General features: G+C 37.8%; 20 protein-coding genes. 2 read left to right on the top strand and 18 right to left on the bottom strand.

The genetic code is table 11. The annotated features are described in order from the left end of the window. Positions 1–242 precede the first annotated feature (242 nt). A complete protein-coding gene (locus GEZ85_RS07380; protein ID WP_153210214.1) occupies positions 243–1,010 on the top strand; it encodes a DeoR/GlpR family DNA-binding transcription regulator in 768 nt (255 codons plus the stop codon). Between the two features lie 104 nt (positions 1,011–1,114). Here the strand turns inward: GEZ85_RS07380 and GEZ85_RS07385 are convergent, their stop codons facing one another. The 18 genes from GEZ85_RS07385 to GEZ85_RS07470 all read right to left on the bottom strand — a co-directional run bounded on the left by GEZ85_RS07385 (position 1,115) and on the right by GEZ85_RS07470 (position 17,514). After that, the gene (locus tag GEZ85_RS07385; protein WP_000471575.1) at positions 1,115–1,372 is read right to left on the bottom strand and encodes a DUF3884 family protein; all 258 of its coding nucleotides are present in this window, start codon (positions 1,370–1,372) and stop codon (positions 1,115–1,117) included. Between the two features lie 41 nt (positions 1,373–1,413). Next, a complete protein-coding gene (gene lacG, locus GEZ85_RS07390; protein ID WP_153209979.1) occupies positions 1,414–2,820 on the bottom strand; it encodes a 6-phospho-beta-galactosidase in 1,407 nt (468 codons plus the stop codon). Between the two features lie 462 nt (positions 2,821–3,282). Then, on the bottom strand, positions 3,283–4,974 hold the full coding sequence (locus GEZ85_RS07395; protein WP_153209980.1) for a lactose-specific PTS transporter subunit EIIC: 1,692 nt from the start codon (positions 4,972–4,974) through the stop codon (positions 3,283–3,285). Beyond that, the gene (locus GEZ85_RS07400; protein ID WP_001078331.1) at positions 4,974–5,291 is read right to left on the bottom strand and encodes a PTS lactose/cellobiose transporter subunit IIA; all 318 of its coding nucleotides are present in this window, start codon (positions 5,289–5,291) and stop codon (positions 4,974–4,976) included. The genes GEZ85_RS07395 and GEZ85_RS07400 overlap by 1 nt, the downstream gene beginning before the upstream one ends. 35 nt (positions 5,292–5,326) lie before the next feature. After that, positions 5,327–6,163: a PRD domain-containing protein gene (locus GEZ85_RS07405; protein ID WP_000285711.1), complete on the bottom strand. Its 837-nt coding sequence runs from the start codon at positions 6,161–6,163 to the stop codon at positions 5,327–5,329. A 234-nt stretch (positions 6,164–6,397) separates the two neighbouring features. Further along, a complete protein-coding gene (gene lacD / locus GEZ85_RS07410; protein WP_001229114.1) occupies positions 6,398–7,378 on the bottom strand; it encodes a tagatose-bisphosphate aldolase in 981 nt (326 codons plus the stop codon). Between the two features lies 1 nt (position 7,379). Beyond that, a complete protein-coding gene (locus tag GEZ85_RS07415) occupies positions 7,380–8,309 on the bottom strand; it encodes a tagatose-6-phosphate kinase (RefSeq protein ID WP_153209981.1) in 930 nt (309 codons plus the stop codon). A gap of 10 nt (positions 8,310–8,319) precedes the next feature. Further along, a complete protein-coding gene (gene lacB / locus GEZ85_RS07420; RefSeq protein WP_001216913.1) occupies positions 8,320–8,835 on the bottom strand; it encodes a galactose-6-phosphate isomerase subunit LacB in 516 nt (171 codons plus the stop codon). Between the two features lie 30 nt (positions 8,836–8,865). Continuing rightward, positions 8,866–9,291 carry a galactose-6-phosphate isomerase subunit LacA gene (lacA, locus tag GEZ85_RS07425; RefSeq protein ID WP_000029277.1) on the bottom strand — a complete coding sequence of 142 codons (426 nt, stop codon included), beginning with the start codon at positions 9,289–9,291 and terminating at the stop codon, positions 8,866–8,868. A gap of 391 nt (positions 9,292–9,682) precedes the next feature. Then, complete coding sequence (locus GEZ85_RS07430; RefSeq protein WP_153209982.1) at positions 9,683–10,579, bottom strand: aldose 1-epimerase family protein; 897 nt, start codon at positions 10,577–10,579, stop codon at positions 9,683–9,685. A gap of 203 nt (positions 10,580–10,782) precedes the next feature. Further along, complete coding sequence (locus GEZ85_RS07435) at positions 10,783–12,258, bottom strand: PTS galactitol transporter subunit IIC (RefSeq protein ID WP_033685009.1); 1,476 nt, start codon at positions 12,256–12,258, stop codon at positions 10,783–10,785. 48 nt (positions 12,259–12,306) lie between these two features. Further along, complete coding sequence (locus GEZ85_RS07440; protein ID WP_000590547.1) at positions 12,307–12,612, bottom strand: PTS sugar transporter subunit IIB; 306 nt, start codon at positions 12,610–12,612, stop codon at positions 12,307–12,309. Between the two features lie 38 nt (positions 12,613–12,650). Continuing rightward, positions 12,651–13,127, bottom strand: coding sequence for a PTS sugar transporter subunit IIA (locus tag GEZ85_RS07445; protein ID WP_000521974.1), 477 nt, complete (start codon positions 13,125–13,127; stop codon positions 12,651–12,653). A 197-nt stretch (positions 13,128–13,324) separates the two neighbouring features. Further along, complete coding sequence (locus tag GEZ85_RS07450; RefSeq protein WP_322741445.1) at positions 13,325–14,014, bottom strand: sugar phosphate nucleotidyltransferase; 690 nt, start codon at positions 14,012–14,014, stop codon at positions 13,325–13,327. An 11-nt stretch (positions 14,015–14,025) separates the two neighbouring features. Continuing rightward, entirely contained in the window at positions 14,026–14,904 is an 879-nt protein-coding gene (locus GEZ85_RS07455) for a DMT family transporter (RefSeq protein ID WP_049544121.1), read from the bottom strand. Further along, positions 14,894–15,763 (bottom strand): phosphotransferase family protein, encoded by an 870-nt coding sequence (locus GEZ85_RS07460; protein ID WP_322741444.1) that lies wholly within the window; start codon positions 15,761–15,763, stop codon positions 14,894–14,896. The genes GEZ85_RS07455 and GEZ85_RS07460 overlap by 11 nt, the downstream gene beginning before the upstream one ends. 16 nt (positions 15,764–15,779) lie before the next feature. Next, the gene (locus GEZ85_RS07465) at positions 15,780–16,802 is read right to left on the bottom strand and encodes a ribitol-5-phosphate dehydrogenase (RefSeq protein WP_153209983.1); all 1,023 of its coding nucleotides are present in this window, start codon (positions 16,800–16,802) and stop codon (positions 15,780–15,782) included. 4 nt (positions 16,803–16,806) lie between these two features. Then, entirely contained in the window at positions 16,807–17,514 is a 708-nt protein-coding gene (locus GEZ85_RS07470) for an IspD/TarI family cytidylyltransferase (RefSeq protein ID WP_125393570.1), read from the bottom strand. A 445-nt stretch (positions 17,515–17,959) separates the two neighbouring features. On the opposite strand from GEZ85_RS07470, the gene GEZ85_RS07475 reads away from it, so the two are divergent. Beyond that, the coding region (locus tag GEZ85_RS07475) for a transposase (RefSeq protein WP_194251539.1) at positions 17,960–18,176 on the top strand (217 nt) is incomplete at its 3' end.

The following is an 18,176-nucleotide window of genomic DNA, read 5'->3' on the forward strand; positions in this document are numbered from 1 at the left end:
AATCTTTCTAATGAGTTGTTTAGTCGCTTTTCATTATAGGTCATATGGAACTTTTTTTCTACAACAAAATAGGTTCCATAATATCCATAGGGGATTTACCCACTACAAATATTATAGAGCCTAAAAACATCATGGTTTGTTTAAAACAACCATGATGTTTTTGTTTTTGTTTTCTTTTGTTTTTTAGATTGATTGATTGAATACTTTATGATAAAATAGTAATAGAAATAGAGGTGATAACGATGTTAAAGCAGGAAAAACTAGATAATATTCTAGAAACGGTAAATACAAAGGGAACTATTACTGTAAAAGAAATTATGGCTCGCTTAGATGTATCAGATATGACTGCTAGACGCTACTTGCAAGAGTTGGCAGACAAGGATCTACTTGTTCGAGTACACGGGGGAGCTGAGAAAATTCGCACAGGTTCTATTTTAAATAATGAACGTTCCAATATTGAAAAACAAAGCTTACAAATCGCAGAAAAACAAGAAATTAGCCGTTTTGCAGGCCATTTAATTGATGAGGGTGAAACTATTTTTATCGGCCCTGGTACGACCTTAGAATCTTTTGCCCGTGAACTTCCAATTGATAATATTCGTGTTGTAACAAACAGTTTACCAGTCTTTCTCATCTTAAACGAACGAAAACTAACAGATTTGATTTTAATCGGTGGAAACTACCGCTCTATCACTGGAGCCTTTGTGGGAACACTAACCTTGCAAAACTTAGCCAATCTTCAATTTTCTAAAGCTTTCGTTAGCTGTAATGGTATTCAGGACAATGCGATTGCGACCTTTAGTGAAGAGGAAGGTGAATCTCAACGCATCGCCCTCAATAATTCCAATAAAAAATACTTACTAGCTGACCATAGTAAGTTCAATAAATTTGATTTCTATACCTTCTACAATATCTCTGATATTGATATCATCGTTTCAGATTCTAAACTGAGCAAAGAAACGTTTGAACAACTTTCAAAACAAACAAAAATTATTCTTTCTAAACCATAAAACTGAGGATTGATAAAAAATAAAATGCGTCATATCAAGAAAATAAGAATCTTGATATGACGCATTTTTGGATGAAGATTTTTACAAGGAGTTTCCTAGATTATTTATGATTGTTGAAACGGCATAAAATCTGAATCAAAGGAGATATTATCCCGTTCTTCAGGACTGATAAAATTTAAAAAGATATTTTTAAATTCTTCCAGCTCATAGTCTGAATGGCAAATCCATTCTTTACCGGTAGAGACATACCATTTCCCAAAATTTTTCAGCTCCTCATTAGTCAAACAAGGTATTTGAAAACATTTATCAAAATTGATAATATAAACTTTTTCATAAATAGATTGGATAAAATCTTTGAACATCTTTTGCCTCACTAGAATTCTATATCTAATTACTCATTCTACTAGTCTATAATCTGACTTTCTGCTACTTTCTTGTACCAGTGAGCTGATTTCTTAGGATAACGTTCTTGAGTTTCAAAGTCTACATAGAAGAGACCGTAACGTTTTTCATAACCGTTTGACCATGAGAAGACGTCCATCAATGACCAGATGAAGTATCCTTTGACGTTTGCACCATCAGCAATCGCATCAGATAAGACCTCTAAGTGTTGTTTGACATAATCAATACGGCCATCATCATAAACAGTATTGTCTACAAACTCATCTTTATAACCAAGTCCATTTTCAGTGATGTAAATCTTCTTATAGTTCGGATAATCTTTCTTCACGCGCATGATTTGGTCATACAAACCTTGAGGGTAGATAATCCAATCCCAATCCGTACGTGGTACATAGTCAGGAGCTACACGACGACCAACACCTTTGATTTGGTATTTAGAGCTTCCTTTCTCACCCTTACCATTATGGATAATTTCAGTTTCTCCATCAAAGGCTTCCATCCAGTCACTCATATAATAGTTGATGCCTAGAAAATCATTCAAGTCTTTCGCAGCTTCTAATGCTGTGAAATCTTCTTCACGAAGATCCAAGCTACCACCATTGACTGATAAGATATGGTTGACGCCTTCCATCGTTTCAGCTGAATAGTGACCTAGATAAGTTGCATCCAAGATAAATTTATTGTGGATGATATCTTCCAACTCAGCTGCACGAACATCTGCTGGATTTTTAGGATCTAAAGGATACTTGGTTGGCAGTGCGTGAACAACACCAATTTCACCTTTATAACCTTTATCTTTATATAGCTTAACTGCACGCGCATGAGAAACCATCATATTGTGGTGCGATTGGAAAACTTTGGCAAGGTCGTACTGAATACCTGGAGGGAATTTTCCAACCAAGTATTGACCATCACCAATTGGCCCAATTTCATTAAAGGTTGTCCAATAGTTTACTTCTGGGAATTCTTCAAAACAGAAGGCAGCGTAGTCTACAAAGTGTTCAATATTTTCACGGTTTAAGAAGTCTCCATTTGAGTGGAGAGCTTCTGGCGTATCAAAGTGATGAAGAGTTACAAAAGGCTCAACATGACGTTTGTGACACTCTGCAAATAGATTATGATAAAATTCAACACCTTTAGCATTTACTTGATCGTAACCAGTCGGGAAAATACGTGACCAGGCAATAGAAATTCGAATACCATTGACACCATACTCTTCTGCTAGCTTGAGGTCAACTGGGTATCGATTGTAAAAATCACTGGCTGGTTCGGCAGTGTACCAGTAGTTATCTTCAAGATACTTATCCCACGCAACTGGTCCTTTACCATCAGTATGTGTAGCACCTTCTGCTTGATAGGCAGCTGTTGCGCCACCGAAAATAAAGTCTTTTGGTAATGTTTTTGTCATTTTTTTCACCTATTTCTTGATTTAAATAAAGTAAAAGTGAGAGGAGAGGAGTCAGTGAGCCATCCTTCTCCATCTCACTTCTTGTACCAAGTCACCGAATTGTAACATGAGGAGGTAAAAACGATAGCTTTTTACCGACGAATTAATAAGGCGATTAGGAAATTTGCCATAGCGATTGCCGTAACGATAGGAGACTATTTCATAGTCCCTATCGTTAATCGAATTGTGACATGAGAAGGTAAAAACGATATCTTTTTACCGACGAATTAATAAGGCGATTAGGAAATTCGCCATAGCGATTGCCGTAACGATAGGAGACTATTTCATAGTCCCTATTATTAATCGAATTGTGACATGAGGAGGTAAAAACGATAGCTTTTTACCGACGAATTAACAAGGCGATTAGGAAATTCGCCATAGCGATTGCCGTAACGATAGGAGACTGTTTCACAGTCCCTATCGTTAATCGAATTGAGCTTGTACGAATGCAAGAGCACCTTTTCCATCACGAGTTAATTTGATGTATTGAGCGCCTTCTGTTTTCGCTAGTTTAATACCGAGCTTATCTGTTTCTGCTTTCATGTCTTCAAAGTTTGAAGCAACTTGAGGGGCAAGGATAACAAGATCAAACTCTGGCAACATTTCACGGTGAGCACCATAGCCACCTGCTGCTGCTTTCACAGGAACATTGTATTCTGCAGCTGCCTTATTCAAAGCATTCGCAAGAAGTCCACTTGTCCCTCCACCTGCACAGAGAACGAGGACATTTGTTTCTTCAGTGATTGTATTTTGTGCTGCTTCTACACCAGCTTTTTCAAGAATAGCATCTGCTTTTGCAGTGTTGAAGTTTGCGGCAACTTTTTCTTTCAATTCATCATTAGATTTACCTGAACGCTCTTCTTCAAGAATTTGTTCATCATATACTTTAAGGAATGGATAGTAAATGACTACGTCAACCACGATTAGAAGGGCAGCAAGAATGAATGATAGAACTTGGAAGTTCGTACCAAGAACTAGACCTAGTGGAGCTGGAGTTGTCCATGGTAGATTAGCAGTAAATGAGTTCATTCCAAGTGTTTCAATAAAGAATTTGAAGATCCAAACGTTTGCGATTGGAGCAAAGATAAATGGAATGAAGAAGATTGGGTTTAATACAAGTGGTGCACCAAACAAGATTGGTTCATTTACACCAAAGAATGTTGGGACTACTGAAGCACGACCGATTGCACGGTTACGTTTAGATTTTGTTAACCACATGAACATGAATGGAACAACCAGTGTCGCACCAGTACCACCCATGGTAACGATAAACATTTGTGTACCAGAAGTAAGAATCTTGTCAGCGTGCATACCTTGTTGGAGAAGGTTCAAGTTGACTTCGGCATTGGCATAGGTAATAGCTGCGATAGCTGGTTCAACGATAGATGGACCATGGATACCAACAAACCAGAAGAAAGCAAAGGCACCAAAGATAATCGTAATACCTAGATAACCATCAGCAGCAGAGAATAATGGTGCAAAGAATTTACCGATTGATTCTGCCACACTTGCACCAACAAAATGACGAGCTAGTAAATCAAGAGCATAAAGAGAAACAACTGAGAGAGTGAATGGAATCACATCTTTAAAGACTTGTGAGATATTAGGTGGAACTTCGTCAGGCATACGAATAGTGACGTTGTTCTTAACACAAACCTTATAGATGGCTACAGTAACAAAGGCAGCAAGGAAGGCTGAAAGCAAACCTTTTGTCCCCAAGAATCCAGTAGCTAGGCCATTTTCGATAGGATCAGCTGCCAACATTAACAAACCAACAATTGCTGCCAATAGTGTTGACATATAGTTGATTTGATTGGTTTTCTCCATGTTACGGTTTACTGAGTCGGTCAATGACTTAGCTGTTGTCCCAGCTACCAAGAGAGCCAGAATACCCATTGAATAGCTATAAGGTTTCATCAGAAAGGCTACAACTTCATCAGACCATTTAAAGCCCCATGAGTTCGGTACAAAGGCAATCAAGATAAAAATACTTGAGAAGAGAATAACAGGCATACCTGCAATGAAACCATCACGAATAGCACGAAGATAGATATTACGAGATAGTTTCTCAAAGAAAGGTTTTCCTTTCTCAATAAATGCAATGAGTTTGTTCATTATTTAACTCCTCTCTTATAAAGTTCGATTAAGTGGTGCATCAAATCTTTTAACAAAATAGTTGTCATCAAGTGATCTTGACCATGCATCATGGTCACACTATAAGCTAAGTCTTCACCAGAAGCTTCCTTAGTCAATAGACTTGTTTGCGCGTGGTGAGCCTCTGCAATACAGCTACCAGCTTCCTCTACCAGAGCGTCCGCTTTTTCAAAATCACCAGCTTCAGCAGCCTTCAAGGCTTCCAATAGTTTTGAACGAGCATCGCCAGCATAGGCTACGATTTCAAAACCTAACAATGTTACTTCTTCTCTATTCATGATAGAATTCTCCTTATGTATTTTTAATTAAATTTTTATGACAATAAACGTTGGATATGTAGAACTAGATAAACTCGTTCACTTTTATACAAATCAAGACCCGTATGTTGCGTAATCACATCATAGATCTTGGAACCAATCTCGAAGGCTTTTGGATAGGATTGTTTAATATGATCTTCCATATCCAGAAGTGATTGATTATCATCTCTGGATCTATCCAAATAATCCAAGAAATAATTCAAATGAATCATAAAACGATCATAGAAATGATTATTCTCTTTGGTTCGTTGAATTGCATAACCCTTTAGCACTTCTTCAACATTCCTGAGAATTTCTTTCCTTTTATCAATCGACTCCACAAGTTCCACTTCATTTTCACCTTCGGCATTAATGAAATGATAAGCAATCCGAATAATTTCGTCCTCAGGAAAATGATCCGCTAGCTTCTGACGGTAAATTTCAAATGCTTCATTTGCGATTTGAAAAGCGACAGGATACTTAGTGGAAATATCTGGCAGATTACTATCCTTGTACCTTCCTTGTGCTAGAGCTTGATAAGAACAGTAAATATGATCTGTCAAGGTTACGTAGAGATACTCTTGAATCGGATAGTGATATTTCTTGGAAAGCTTATCAATAATCTCATAGGTCACTGTGATAAAATCAAGCGGAACATCTTTGAGGAGAGCCATAAAGTTTTCTCTGGACTCTTCGGTCTTCATCCGAAAGATTTTCTCAACCTGATGTTCAGCAATCAAATCCCCCTTCTTCTTTCCAAATGCAATCCCCTTACCAATCACAATCACTTCTTCTCCTTTATCATTTCTGACAAGCGAGACATTGTGATTCATTGGATTTAGAATTCGATACATGTCATCCTCCTTTTATATCTTAAAGGTATATGAGTACAAAAAATGATCACAAATGAACTAGAAAATCAGCCGATTTCTAATTCACCTGTGATCATGCCTAATATTACTTAGTAACACTCACCTTGTATTAACTTGTGATTTAAGTATAGCACAAGTAAGTTATTTTGTAAACCTTTACATAAAACTTTTTTTAAAATTTTTTTAGATTCATGTTCCTAACCTAGGAGGACTTGCTTACACGCGTTCTTTCCATGAAGTCGCTGTTGTTTGAAGAACTTTATTGAGCTCATCAATGTTTTCAAAACCAGTTGTGCGAAGCCATTCGCGAGCTGCTGCTTCACCATCTTTGATGTATGCTTCAACTGATCCAGCCCATGTAGCACGGCCACAAAGAACTCCGTTAAAGTTTGCACCTGATTCATGAGCAAATACAAGAGTATCTTGGAAAAGTTTAGCTGATACACCAGCACTCAAGTAGATGTAAGGCAAGTTAGTTGCTTCATCTTGAGCTTTGAAGAAGGCTGCTGCTTCTTCACGTGTATAAACTACTTCACCTTCAGCGAAGCCTTCAACATATTTAATGTTAACAGGAACTTCTACTTTCAAGACATCAATGTTAAAGCGTGGGTCTGAGAAGACTTTCATAGCGCCGATAACTTTGTGTGGTTTTACTTTAGCGTATTCTACAGAACCTGCGTCAGCAATTTTTTCATCGTAAGCAAGGATTTCAAGGAAGAATGGGATATCTTCAGCCACACATTCAGAACCGATACGTTCGATGTAAGCTTGTTTTTCTTGGTTGAGTTCGTCTGAGCTATCTACATCATAGTAAAGCAAGAATTTAACTGCATCTGCACCTTCTTCTTTAATACGTTTTGCAGACCAAACATCCAAGCAGTCTGGCAAGCGTTTTGTGCTTGTTGTGTCATAACCTGTTTTTTCATAAGCAAGGAGAAGACCAGCTTTTTCATCAAGAGCTTTAGTTGCTGGAAGTCCATATTCAGGATCAAGAAGCATAGATGAAGCGTATTTAGTCAATTCATCTGCTACCAAAACTTTAAGTTCTTCCATTTGAGCCACAGTTGGTTCTTCTGTTTGGTGTTGAGCCATGAGGCGTTTCAAAGCACCACGTTGGTCAAATGCAAGAGCTGAGATGATACCATTTTCATCAGAAAGTTTTTCTAAGCGTGCACGTTTTTGTTCTGTTAAAGCCATTTTATACCTCTTTTACTATTAATTGATCATATAGAGCTTGATAGTTGGCCATGTTGACATGACCAGTCATTTTTTCTTGAGCATTGAGCATACCAAGGACATTTGCCTTGATGAGTAATTCTGCATCTGATTCTTTGTGAAGAAGTCCTGAAGAAATTCCTGCTACAGTAGAATCTCCAGATCCAACAGGATTTACCACCTGAATTCTAGGAATATCTACCTTGTAGAAAGTGTCACCATGTTTGGCAAAAGCACCGTTGGCACCAAGTGAAACGATAATCCATTCAATACCTGCAAACAAAGGTTCTTGAAGGACTTCTTTTAATTCATCCAAATCCTCAGAAACTTCTCTTCCTAGAAGTTGAGACAATTCCTCATTATTTGGTTTGATGACTGTTGGTTTATGTGGTGATTCAAGAACCGCCTGAAGCGCTGCACCAGAGCAGTCCAAGACTACAGGCTTACCAGCTTGATTAGCAAGTTCTACCAAGCTCGCATAGTAAGCAACTGGAAGGCCAGCTGGCAGACTACCTGAGATAGCTACTACTTCAACTGAGCCCAAGAGTTTTTTGAAATGTTCCAAAAAGTCTTGACCTTCCTGTTCCAATACTTCAGGACCTTTTTCAAGAACTTCTGTTTGGTTGTCTCCGTGGAGAATAGCGATACAGTTCCGAGTTTCTCCCTGAATTGAGAAGAAATCTTTCTTTACTTGATCATCGATATTTTCAACCAAAAACTCACCAAGTTTGCCACCCACTAAACCAGTAGCAAGAACAGAATCCCCAAATTCTGAAAGTACTCGGGTAACATTGAGTCCCTTACCACCAGCCGTTTTGGTTACATCCACCACACGATTGACAGTATCAATCTTCAACTCATCCAAGGGATAGGAAATGTCAATGGATGGGTTCATTGTGACTGTTAAAATCATAGGTCACCTCTTAATCGTGGTATTCTCCGCGATCCCATTTTTCAAGGAATTCAGTGAAGAAGTTTGCGTCTGTTTGTTGAGCATTATGACTTTCAACGTGTTCAATTTTCGCAATCAATTTTTTGTTTTCTTCAGATGGTTTGTATTCAGCATGGATGAAAGCTTCGATGATGTCACACATGAGCAATTCACCAGTAATCTTACCACCAAAACCGATAACGTTTGCGTTCAATTGTTCTTTAGCATAAAGGGCTGTTGTCATATCACGAACCAAGGCAGAACGAACACCAGGAACTTTATTTACAGCGTTGTTGATACCAACACCAGTACCACAGATACATACCCCAAGATCAGCTTGACCGCTAGTTACAGCTTCCCCTACTTTTTTACCAAAGATTGGGTAGTGAGTACGTGTATGGTCATATGTACCAAAGTCAATAACTTCATATCCTTTTGATTTCAAAAATTCTGAAACCGCCATTTTTTCATCTGTTACGATGTGGTCACATCCAATTGCAATTCTCATTTTTAACTTACCTTTCTTACTGTAATCTAATTAGCACATTTTGTTCAACATGTCGACACGAATTTGGTGACGTCCACCATCGTATTTACCGTTAACAAATCCTTTAGCGATGTTTTTAGCCAATTCATCACCAACAAGTTGTGCACCCATAGTGATCATACGTGAGTTGTTGTGGCCACGAGTCATATAAGCTGAACGTTCGTCAGAAACTTCTGCAGCAACCATTCCTTTGATTTTTGTTGCAACCATAAATGGACCAGCTCCATAAGCATCAATCACGATACCAAGGTTTTGTTCTTCTTTGTTTACTTCTGCAGCAACAGCAAGAGTCACATCAACAAAGTCTTGACCTTCAGCTGTAACATCCACAACGTGGAAGTTTTCTTTTTCCAAGAAGTCTTTCACAACTTCTTTCAATCTCAAACCTGCAGCATCTGCACCGATAACAATAGACATATTGTATACTCCTTTTATTTTTCTAGGCTAATAAAACCTTTTATAGTTAGCAGTTTATACTCTTCGAAAATCAAATTCAAACCGCGTCAACGTCGCCTTGCCGTACTCAAGTACAGCCTGCGGCTAGTTTCCTAGTTTGCTCTTTAATTTTCATTGAGTATTACCTACAAAAAGTTTTCTAGCAGTTTATTGACAAATTGGATTGAATGAGATGAATGACACCTTATTCAAGTTTAGGAAATCAGTTTCCTAGAAATAATCTTTCTCTACGAAAGAGAATATAACAAGTGATTGTTTGTTTGTGACAAACATCATTTGTTGCTTACAAACATAATATACTCCTATTTCTTAAAAAAGTCAACAATTAATGTTTGTTTTTGTGTTTTTTTAATTAAAAAATTTCGATATCAAAACCAATTTGATCCACTTGACCAGGTTCTAGGAGGCGAACATTCTTCTTATCTTCTAGATGATTTCCTTCTTCAAGGGATGTTGACAAGCCAGACCATGGTTCAAAAGCAATGAAAGGTCCTTTATTCAAAGTTGACCAGATGATGAGATTTGGAAACTCTGCAAAGTGCACTTTCAATCCCTTATCATGTTTACGAGAACGAAGTGCAATTGTTCTAGATTGCAATTCATCTAAGGTAACTGCATCTGTACTGAAAAGATCATAGCTGAGGTCTAATTCTTTTTGACCTTCTAGCCATGGACTTCTATCTTGGAAATCCAACATACCTGTTTCTGGGAAAGGACGTGGAACAGAGCAAGTCTCTTCTTTTTCAAACTCTAGATAATAATCTTCATAGACTTCATCATCAAGCAGAGGACAATTAAATCCTGGATGTCCACCAATAAAGTAAGGCATGACCTTGCTAGTTTCTTTATTGAAAATCTTGTATTGAGTCCGTACTGTCTTGCCAGTAAAGCTATAAGTGATTTCTAGGCGGAAATGATAAGGGTAGTTCTGATAGGTATTCTCATCGTCTTCAATTGCAAAAGTTACACTATTATCTGTCTGTTCAACTAATTCAAATTCTTTCTTGCGAACCAAACCATGACGAGGAATCTTTCCTTTACTTTCTTGTCCATTATCATCTATATAAAGTGCTATATCCTCTCTCAATGAACCACAAATAGGAAAGAGAACAGGAGCTTGTCCACTCCAATAAGTAGCATCTCCTTGCCATAAATACTCAAGTCCTTCAGCATCTTTTATAGAAGAAAGAGCCCCACCAAAACTGTTAAATTGAACTCTTAATTGTTCTGATTTTAATTCAATTACCATTATTTTCTCCGATTTCTTAATAGTTTATAAAAAACTAGGCTGTCACTCCTAATGGTATGACAACCTAGTTTCAACAATTTACACTCTGCGAAAATCCAATTCAAACTTCGTCAGCGTCGCCTTGCCGTACTTTAGTACAGCCTGCGGATAGCTTCCTAGTTTGCTCTTTGATTTTCATTGAGCTTACATTTTATAGGAGCGCATTATTTTGCTTTTGCCGCGTACTCTTCGTTACGTTTGATCATTTGTTTTCTGTACCAAGCAAAGATACCGATATAGAATACAAGGAAGACTACTGCACCAAGGATTGCTTTGATATCACCAGTTGTAGTATTACCAATTGACCAACCAAGAAGTTTTTCGATTGGTCCTTCAAGAGTTGAGTGAGTGATCAATTGAGTTTGGCTCACACCTTCTGGGAAGGCACCTACACCTTTAGCAAGTTCTGTTGCAAATGGTGCGATAAGCGTACCTGAAAGAAGGAAGAGTGGCAACAAGAGTGTTCCGAAGATAATCATACGGAGCAATTTACCACGTGTTACAACCAAGAGAGCTGGAGTAACACCCATAGCGATAATACCTGCAAGTGGCAAGATACCATTTCCGACGTTTGAAAGAAGCACTGCTTCAACCAACATGATTGGTGCAAGTACGTTGGCACAAGCCCAGATTTCAGCACGACCAGCGATGAATGGCCAGTCAAGACCGATGTTGAATTTACGTCCTTGAAGACGTTTAGTAGCAACGTTTGTAATACCTTGTGAAAGTGGTTCTACGGCGGCGATGAACCAAGAACCGATTAGTGAGAAGAGTTCCAAAGATACACCGGCTGTCAAACCAAGAGACAACCAACCTTTGATAACAAGTTCCCATTTATCAGCGCCTTCAACACCTGCAACTGGATGTGGAGTGCCCATCAAACCGATAACGATACCAAGGATGAAACCGATGAAGAATTTAGAACCCCAGAAACCGATTTTCTTGTTCAATTTAGCAGCGTCAAAGTCGTATTTATCAAGACCTGGGAAAAGTTTTTCAAAAATCTTATCCAAAACCATGATAACTGGGTTCATCATGTAGTTCATGTGAGTTGAAGTCATTGGTGATGAACTTGGTGCATTAAGAAGGTCATCAAATGTAGGTTTCATCAAGTCAGAGTTGATGATTTTAAGAACCCCAACAAGAACAACTGCTGCAGTCGCGATAAAGAGTGAAACTCCTTGGCTAACGCCATTGTTGTCTGCATACCATTTAATCAAAAGACCTGTGATAGACAAGTGCCAGATATCGAAGATATCAACGTCAAGTGTATCAGTTTTCTTCATAGCAAGCATCACTACGTTGACAATCAACATTATGAGCAAGAAGTAAAGTGTCCAAGCAGAGCCCCAAGTGATTGTAGCGAGTGGTGCCCAACCAACGTCGGTGATGTTCAATTGAATACCAGTATTCTCAACGAATTTTGCAAGTGATGCTGAGAAAGCACCATTTAGCATACCGATGATGGCACCGATACCAGTAAGAGCGATGGCAAGTTTGATACCACCTTCAAGCGCTTTGGAGAATTTCACTCCAAAAAGTAGAGCCAATACTGTCAAAATGATCAGCATGATGATCGGTCCACCCATATCCAAGATAGGTTTGAAGATATCGTTGGCCAGTTTGATAATGACATCCATAATAATTCCTCCCGTTTTTTATGTTATATGAATGTTAACAAATTTAAATTAGCTTAATCCGTGTTCTTTGATAGCTGCTTCAATATTGTCAAATACTGGAGCACTCATAGCTGGGATACGGAATAAGATTGGTCCAGCTTCGATAACTGGAATACCTGGGTCAAAACCAAGGTCTGTCGCAGCAATTGGTGTAAAAATGTCATAACCTTTGATAAGGTCTTCATTAACGTCTTTTACCATAACTGCATCACAATGAACATCGAAACCGCGGTTTGAAAGTTCTTCTTCAAGAGCACTTTTAATTTGGTGGCTTGAGTTAACACCTGCACCGCAGGCAGCAAGAATTTTAATCATATGGATTTCCTCCGATTTAATATTTTTAATAGACAAGATTAAGCAATTGCTTCAGCAATATAAGCATAGAGGGCTTCTGGTTCAGAAATTTTTGATAGGTCTTCAAGATGACCATTTCCAGTAAAGAAGTCCATCAACTGAGCAAGAATGTTCGTTTGGCTTGAACTTGAGTTATTAATGATAAAGAAGAGCAAGGATACCTCTACTTCCTTATCTGGCGCAATCATATTGTGGAAAGTCACTGGTTTTTCTAACCGAACGACCACAACTTTTTCGGCTAGATTATGAACAATATCTGTGTGAGGAATAGCCACATTTGGCAAATCCTTACCTAAAAATTCCATATCTAAGCCAGTTGGAAATGACTTTTCACGCGTGATCAAGGCTTCACGATAGGTTGGAGTTACGATTTCTCGTTCTTCCAGTAAAGTTGCAACCTGATCAAAGAGATGTTCTTGATTATCCGCTTCTAAGCAAAACACAAGGTTTTTGTCAAAGAAATGATCTAATCCCATAAGGTTTTCCCTTCTTTCCATTAACTTTATGCTATAAGTATAACACTATATGAAATCGTTGTCAATATTTTTCTGTTGTTTTTTGTTCATTTTCTGTTTTTTTTATATTTAACAACCATATTTCAAACAGTTATTAAAAATATCAAACTAAAGTGAAATAAAAAACATCCGACTATTTTAGCCAGATGTTGGAATCTTTAATTTTCGCTTTTAAGAATTTCTTCTAATTTATGATAGTCTTGGACACTATCGATTTCATAGATGCTATTGCCTTCTAATTCTTCAACATAGACATCTAGCTCTTTGATGTTATCCTTAACCATATTGTCCCAGTAGAGATCAACAAATTCGCCACTTGCATAAGCCTTGTCGATAAAGCTGACAATCTTTTCTGCAGTTGGAGCATCCCAGAATGATACACCACTAAGAATGCGACCAGCTTTACTATCAACAATAATGTCTTGAACCTTGTAGTCATCTCCATAAACCAAGAACCATTCGTTAGTGCAATCTTCACGATAAACACTAAAATAAGTTGAACGTGTCAAATCATTGCGGAACATATTTTTAAAGAGATAATTGTCGGCATCAATAACATAACTGTTAGCTAATTCTTCTTTTACAAGATAGAGAGAGTAAAAGTTATTGTAGTCAGCGTATTTATCATTGAAAACGAGGCGAACTCCATATTTCTCTTTCAAGTAATCGAATTGTTCTTTAAGATAACCAACGATGATGATGATGTCATTGATTCCTTTTTCTTTAAGAAACTCAATTTGGTATTCAATCAAAGGTTTTTGATTAACCTGAACCAAGGCTTTAGGGGTATTTTCAGTCATAGGACGCAAGCGAGTTCCCAATCCCGCTGCTAAGATGATGGCTTTCACACGAATCTCCTTTATTCTTTAATAATAATATAAACTCCGGCAATGACGACAAGTGACGTAATAATTGTCAGCATATCTAGCGGTGCACCTAAGAAAACAACTGCAAACAAGACTGTCCATACTACATAGCTCACGTTCAAGCCTGTAGCCTTGGCTGGTTGCAAGCGATTGATAGCGATATAATAAGCCAAATAAGAAATCATATCAAAGGCTGCAAAGACAAGCATAAGACCAAGCAATTGTCCATTGGCGACTTCTGCAAATGACTGATGAGAGAAGAGCACAATCACAAGATAGGACAAGAATGAAGTTACTTGACGAATTAAGAGGGCTTCGATTTCACTCAATTCACTTTCCATGGCAAAAGAGCTAAGAACACTCTCACTACCCCATGCAATAGCACAAATCAAAGCACAGAGAATGCCAATGTAGAAGGAATTAACCTGTTCAACCTTATAGGTCTGAGCAATAATCCCTCCAATAATCAAGACAATCCCAAACACAGTATTTTTCGAAATCTTATGCTTCAAAAAGAAGAAAGCCAATAAAACTGAAATTGCAGGGTAAATAGCCGATACAGATGAAGCTAAGGAACTTCCGATATACTTAACTGCATAAAGATTGGCCTGCATACCGATAGGACCTGCTAACAAGGCTCCGATGATTACACTAACATTGCGAATATTTAAGAAAATCGAGAGACGAACTTTTCCTTCTTTTACTAAAAGAAAAGCTAGTAAGATAAAGATACTCAAGAAATCATGAGCGGCGGCCACCACAAAGGGCGACAAATCTGTAAAAATTGAAAAGATATAAGCGCTAATTGTTAGACCTAAACCCCAGAAAACACCTGAGAGTAGACCAAAAGAAACTCCATTTTTATTTTTCATCTGAACCTCCATAATAGGACAAACCTTTAACAGCTCTCTGGTAACGATTCACACCATAGTCACCAAAATCTGCACCTTGCTCTTCTTTATAGACTGTCCATAGACTCCAAATAGTATCTTGTAAAATTTTATAAATAGCAATCTTTTCACGAGAGACAGGTGTTTGCTCACTCTCATAGTGAGACAAGAAGGCTTCTTCCTCCTTAGGAGTGAATTCAGACTCTAAAAAGAGGGCAGCCAAATCCCACATTGGATCATTCATTGATGAATATTCCCAGTCAATCAGATATAGATGTCCTTGAGGTGATTCGATAAAGTTTTCAGGCACCAAATCGATATGACAAGATTTTCTGTCAACACCTAAGGCAGCCAGTCTTTTCTCTAAAGAGAAGACTTCTTCTCGAACAGCTTCATAGTTAGCATAAGGGATTTTTTCCTCAATCAAGGATTCGTATTTTTTGATTTCTTCAAAAGGAGCAAATTCTCCTCTTAATTCCTTGCCAGAAGCATGAATGGTTTGTAAAATTGGAGCAATTTTATCAAATTTGGTCTTGATTGACCTTGAATCAAGCGTAATCGCAGATTCGATATACTCATTTACTTTGATACCAGCTTCAATATCAAAAAGATAATTTTTGACATCCAGGTCTAAATCTTTGAGTAGTTCAAGATTGTACTTTTCATCTTGACGATTGATCAGTTTTTCTGTCCCTTTCCCAAAGAATTTAACAATATATTGCTTATTTGTTGTTTTGACCAAATAGTTTTGATTGGTCATACCTCCCAGTTGTTCAACACTGAGGACTTCCTCTTCTTGACTAAGTAAGGAAGAAATTTTTTCTTTAATGATTTTCTCCACAATTAACCTCCAGCACCTATACTTCCCACTTAAACACTGTTTTAAAGGCTGTGTTTAAATCGGTCGCAAAGACACGGTGAATATCTTTAATTTCTCTTACAGGTTCTTCTAGATAAAGGATATTTTTAAGACGATTAGCAAATTTCTTGACTTCCATCATTTGGATTGCATTTTCAAAATCGATGCGACCAGAACGAGAGGAACCAACCAAGAGTAGGCCTTTTTCTAAAGCATCGCGTGTATTCAGATTGACTTTATATTCGCTAACGCCCATCATGAGAATCGTTCCCTGAGGACGAATGTAGCGAATCAAGTCATTTATAGCTGGTCCAGTACCATCACCACCACAACACTCAAAAGCATGGTCAAAGGCTAAATCTTCAGGAATATTATCAGTAATATAGCATTCTTTTGCAAATGAGAAGAGTTCTAACTTTTCCCAATGACGACCAATAACCACAATCTCTGCTTCTGGCAAAGTATAGTTGATAATATTGGCAACCACAAAAGCTAAACTTCCATCTCCGATAACAGCAATTCGGTCCCGCTTGCTATGAGCAAGGGTCAATAGACGATTCATAGCGTGCATGCCGACACTGACAAACTCTGTAATCGCTGCAACCGTATCTTCGATAGCATCATAAGCCACCACACGGTCTTTAGGAAGAGAAACAAACTCTCTCATAAAGCCATCAAAGCCACTAGATAAGAAATGTGTTCCTGTCATGTAGTTCTCATAGAATTCTTCATCACTCTGCATCGGAGGCTGATTAGGAATCATGACAACTTTTTGCCCAACCTCATAGGTTCCTGTCGGGTCAGCAATAACCGTTCCACATGACTCGTGAATCATTGCCATTGGAAGCTTTTTATTCAAAATCTTTGGGTCACGTTTACCTTGATAGTAACGCTGATCCGCATGACAGACAGCCATGTAATTGGGGCGGATGAGGATATGATTCTCTTGATCAATAGCCTCTTCCTGGTATTTGACATTGATAAACTTGGGCTTTGTTAGTTGATAAATTTGATTAATCATTTCACTAGTCTTTCTCAATCATACTTTTTGCAATTTTCAAATCTGTCACTGTTGTGATTTTTAGATTTGAATATTCACCCTTAGCCAAGGCCACATCTTTTCCTTTAATGACAAAGATTTTACATGCATCTGTCAAGATTTCCTTCTCTTCATCAGAAAGAGATCCATAAAGGTCCATGAAATCCTTGCAACGGAATGTTTGAGGTGTTTGTCCTTGATAGAGGTGAGCACGATTTGGAATATCTGTAATAAATTGACCATTAGTGCTTTCAACGATGGTATCAACCGCTTCTACCACTGTGTCTACTGCGTCATGATTTTGGGCAAGTTGGATATTGTCTTGAATCATGCGAAGTGTAATAAACGGACGAACAGAATCGTGGGTAACAACGATATCCTCTGGAGTAAGCGGACGATAAGCATCAATGGCTTCAATGATTTTCTCAATACTTGTATTGCGGTCAGCACCACCCTTTGTAATGATGATACGTTCCTTATGAAGAGGAAGATATTTATCTACAAGATCTTCTGCATGAGAAACCCAGTCTCCATGAACCCCAACTACAATTTTTTCAATACTTGGTTCCAAGACAAATTTTTCAATTGTATGAACCAAGATAGGTCGATCACCTAGCTCTAAAAATTGTTTTGGCAAGTTACTGATTCCCATACGTGTGCCAGTTCCACCAGCAAGAATTCCTGCATAAATCATCTTTTTTCTCCTTTGTCTTTCTAAAAAAACTTATTCTCTCTATTATACCACAATCTAGTCCTATCATGAAAGAAATACCGGACCTCCCGTTCTAGAATAGGAGGATTAAGCAGTTCCATTATTCAAAGAAACTGGTCCATTTCTAGTAGTGACTAGGAATTCTGTAGTCATTACTAATAAATGGCTGTGAAATTTTAGAGTTCTTCAGAATAATATACTTTCCTTAAAGAAAGCTTAAATTTAGATTTTCTTAATACAAGAAAAAGCTAGGAAATGATAAATTGTCCGATAGAGACACACTTCCTAACTTCTTATTTTTAGTGGCTCTATAATATTTGTAGTGGGTAAATCCCCTATAGATATTATGGAGCCTATTTTGTTGTAGAAAAAAAGTCCCATATGACCTATAATGAAAAGCGACCAAACCATCATTAGAAAGAATCATATGGAACAATTACATTTTATCACAAAACTACTCGACATTAAAGACCCTAATATTCAAATTATAGATATCATCAATAGGGATACACTCAGGGAAATCATCGCCAAACTGGACTACGATGCCCCATCTTGTCCTGATTGTGGAAGTCAAATGAAGAAATACGACTTTCAAAAACCGTCTAAGATCCCTTACCTTGAAATGACTGGTATGCCTACTAGAA

Source organism: Streptococcus mitis, from assembly GCF_009496205.1.
In the GTDB taxonomy this organism is placed as follows: Bacteria; Bacillota; Bacilli; order Lactobacillales; family Streptococcaceae; genus Streptococcus; species Streptococcus mitis_BN.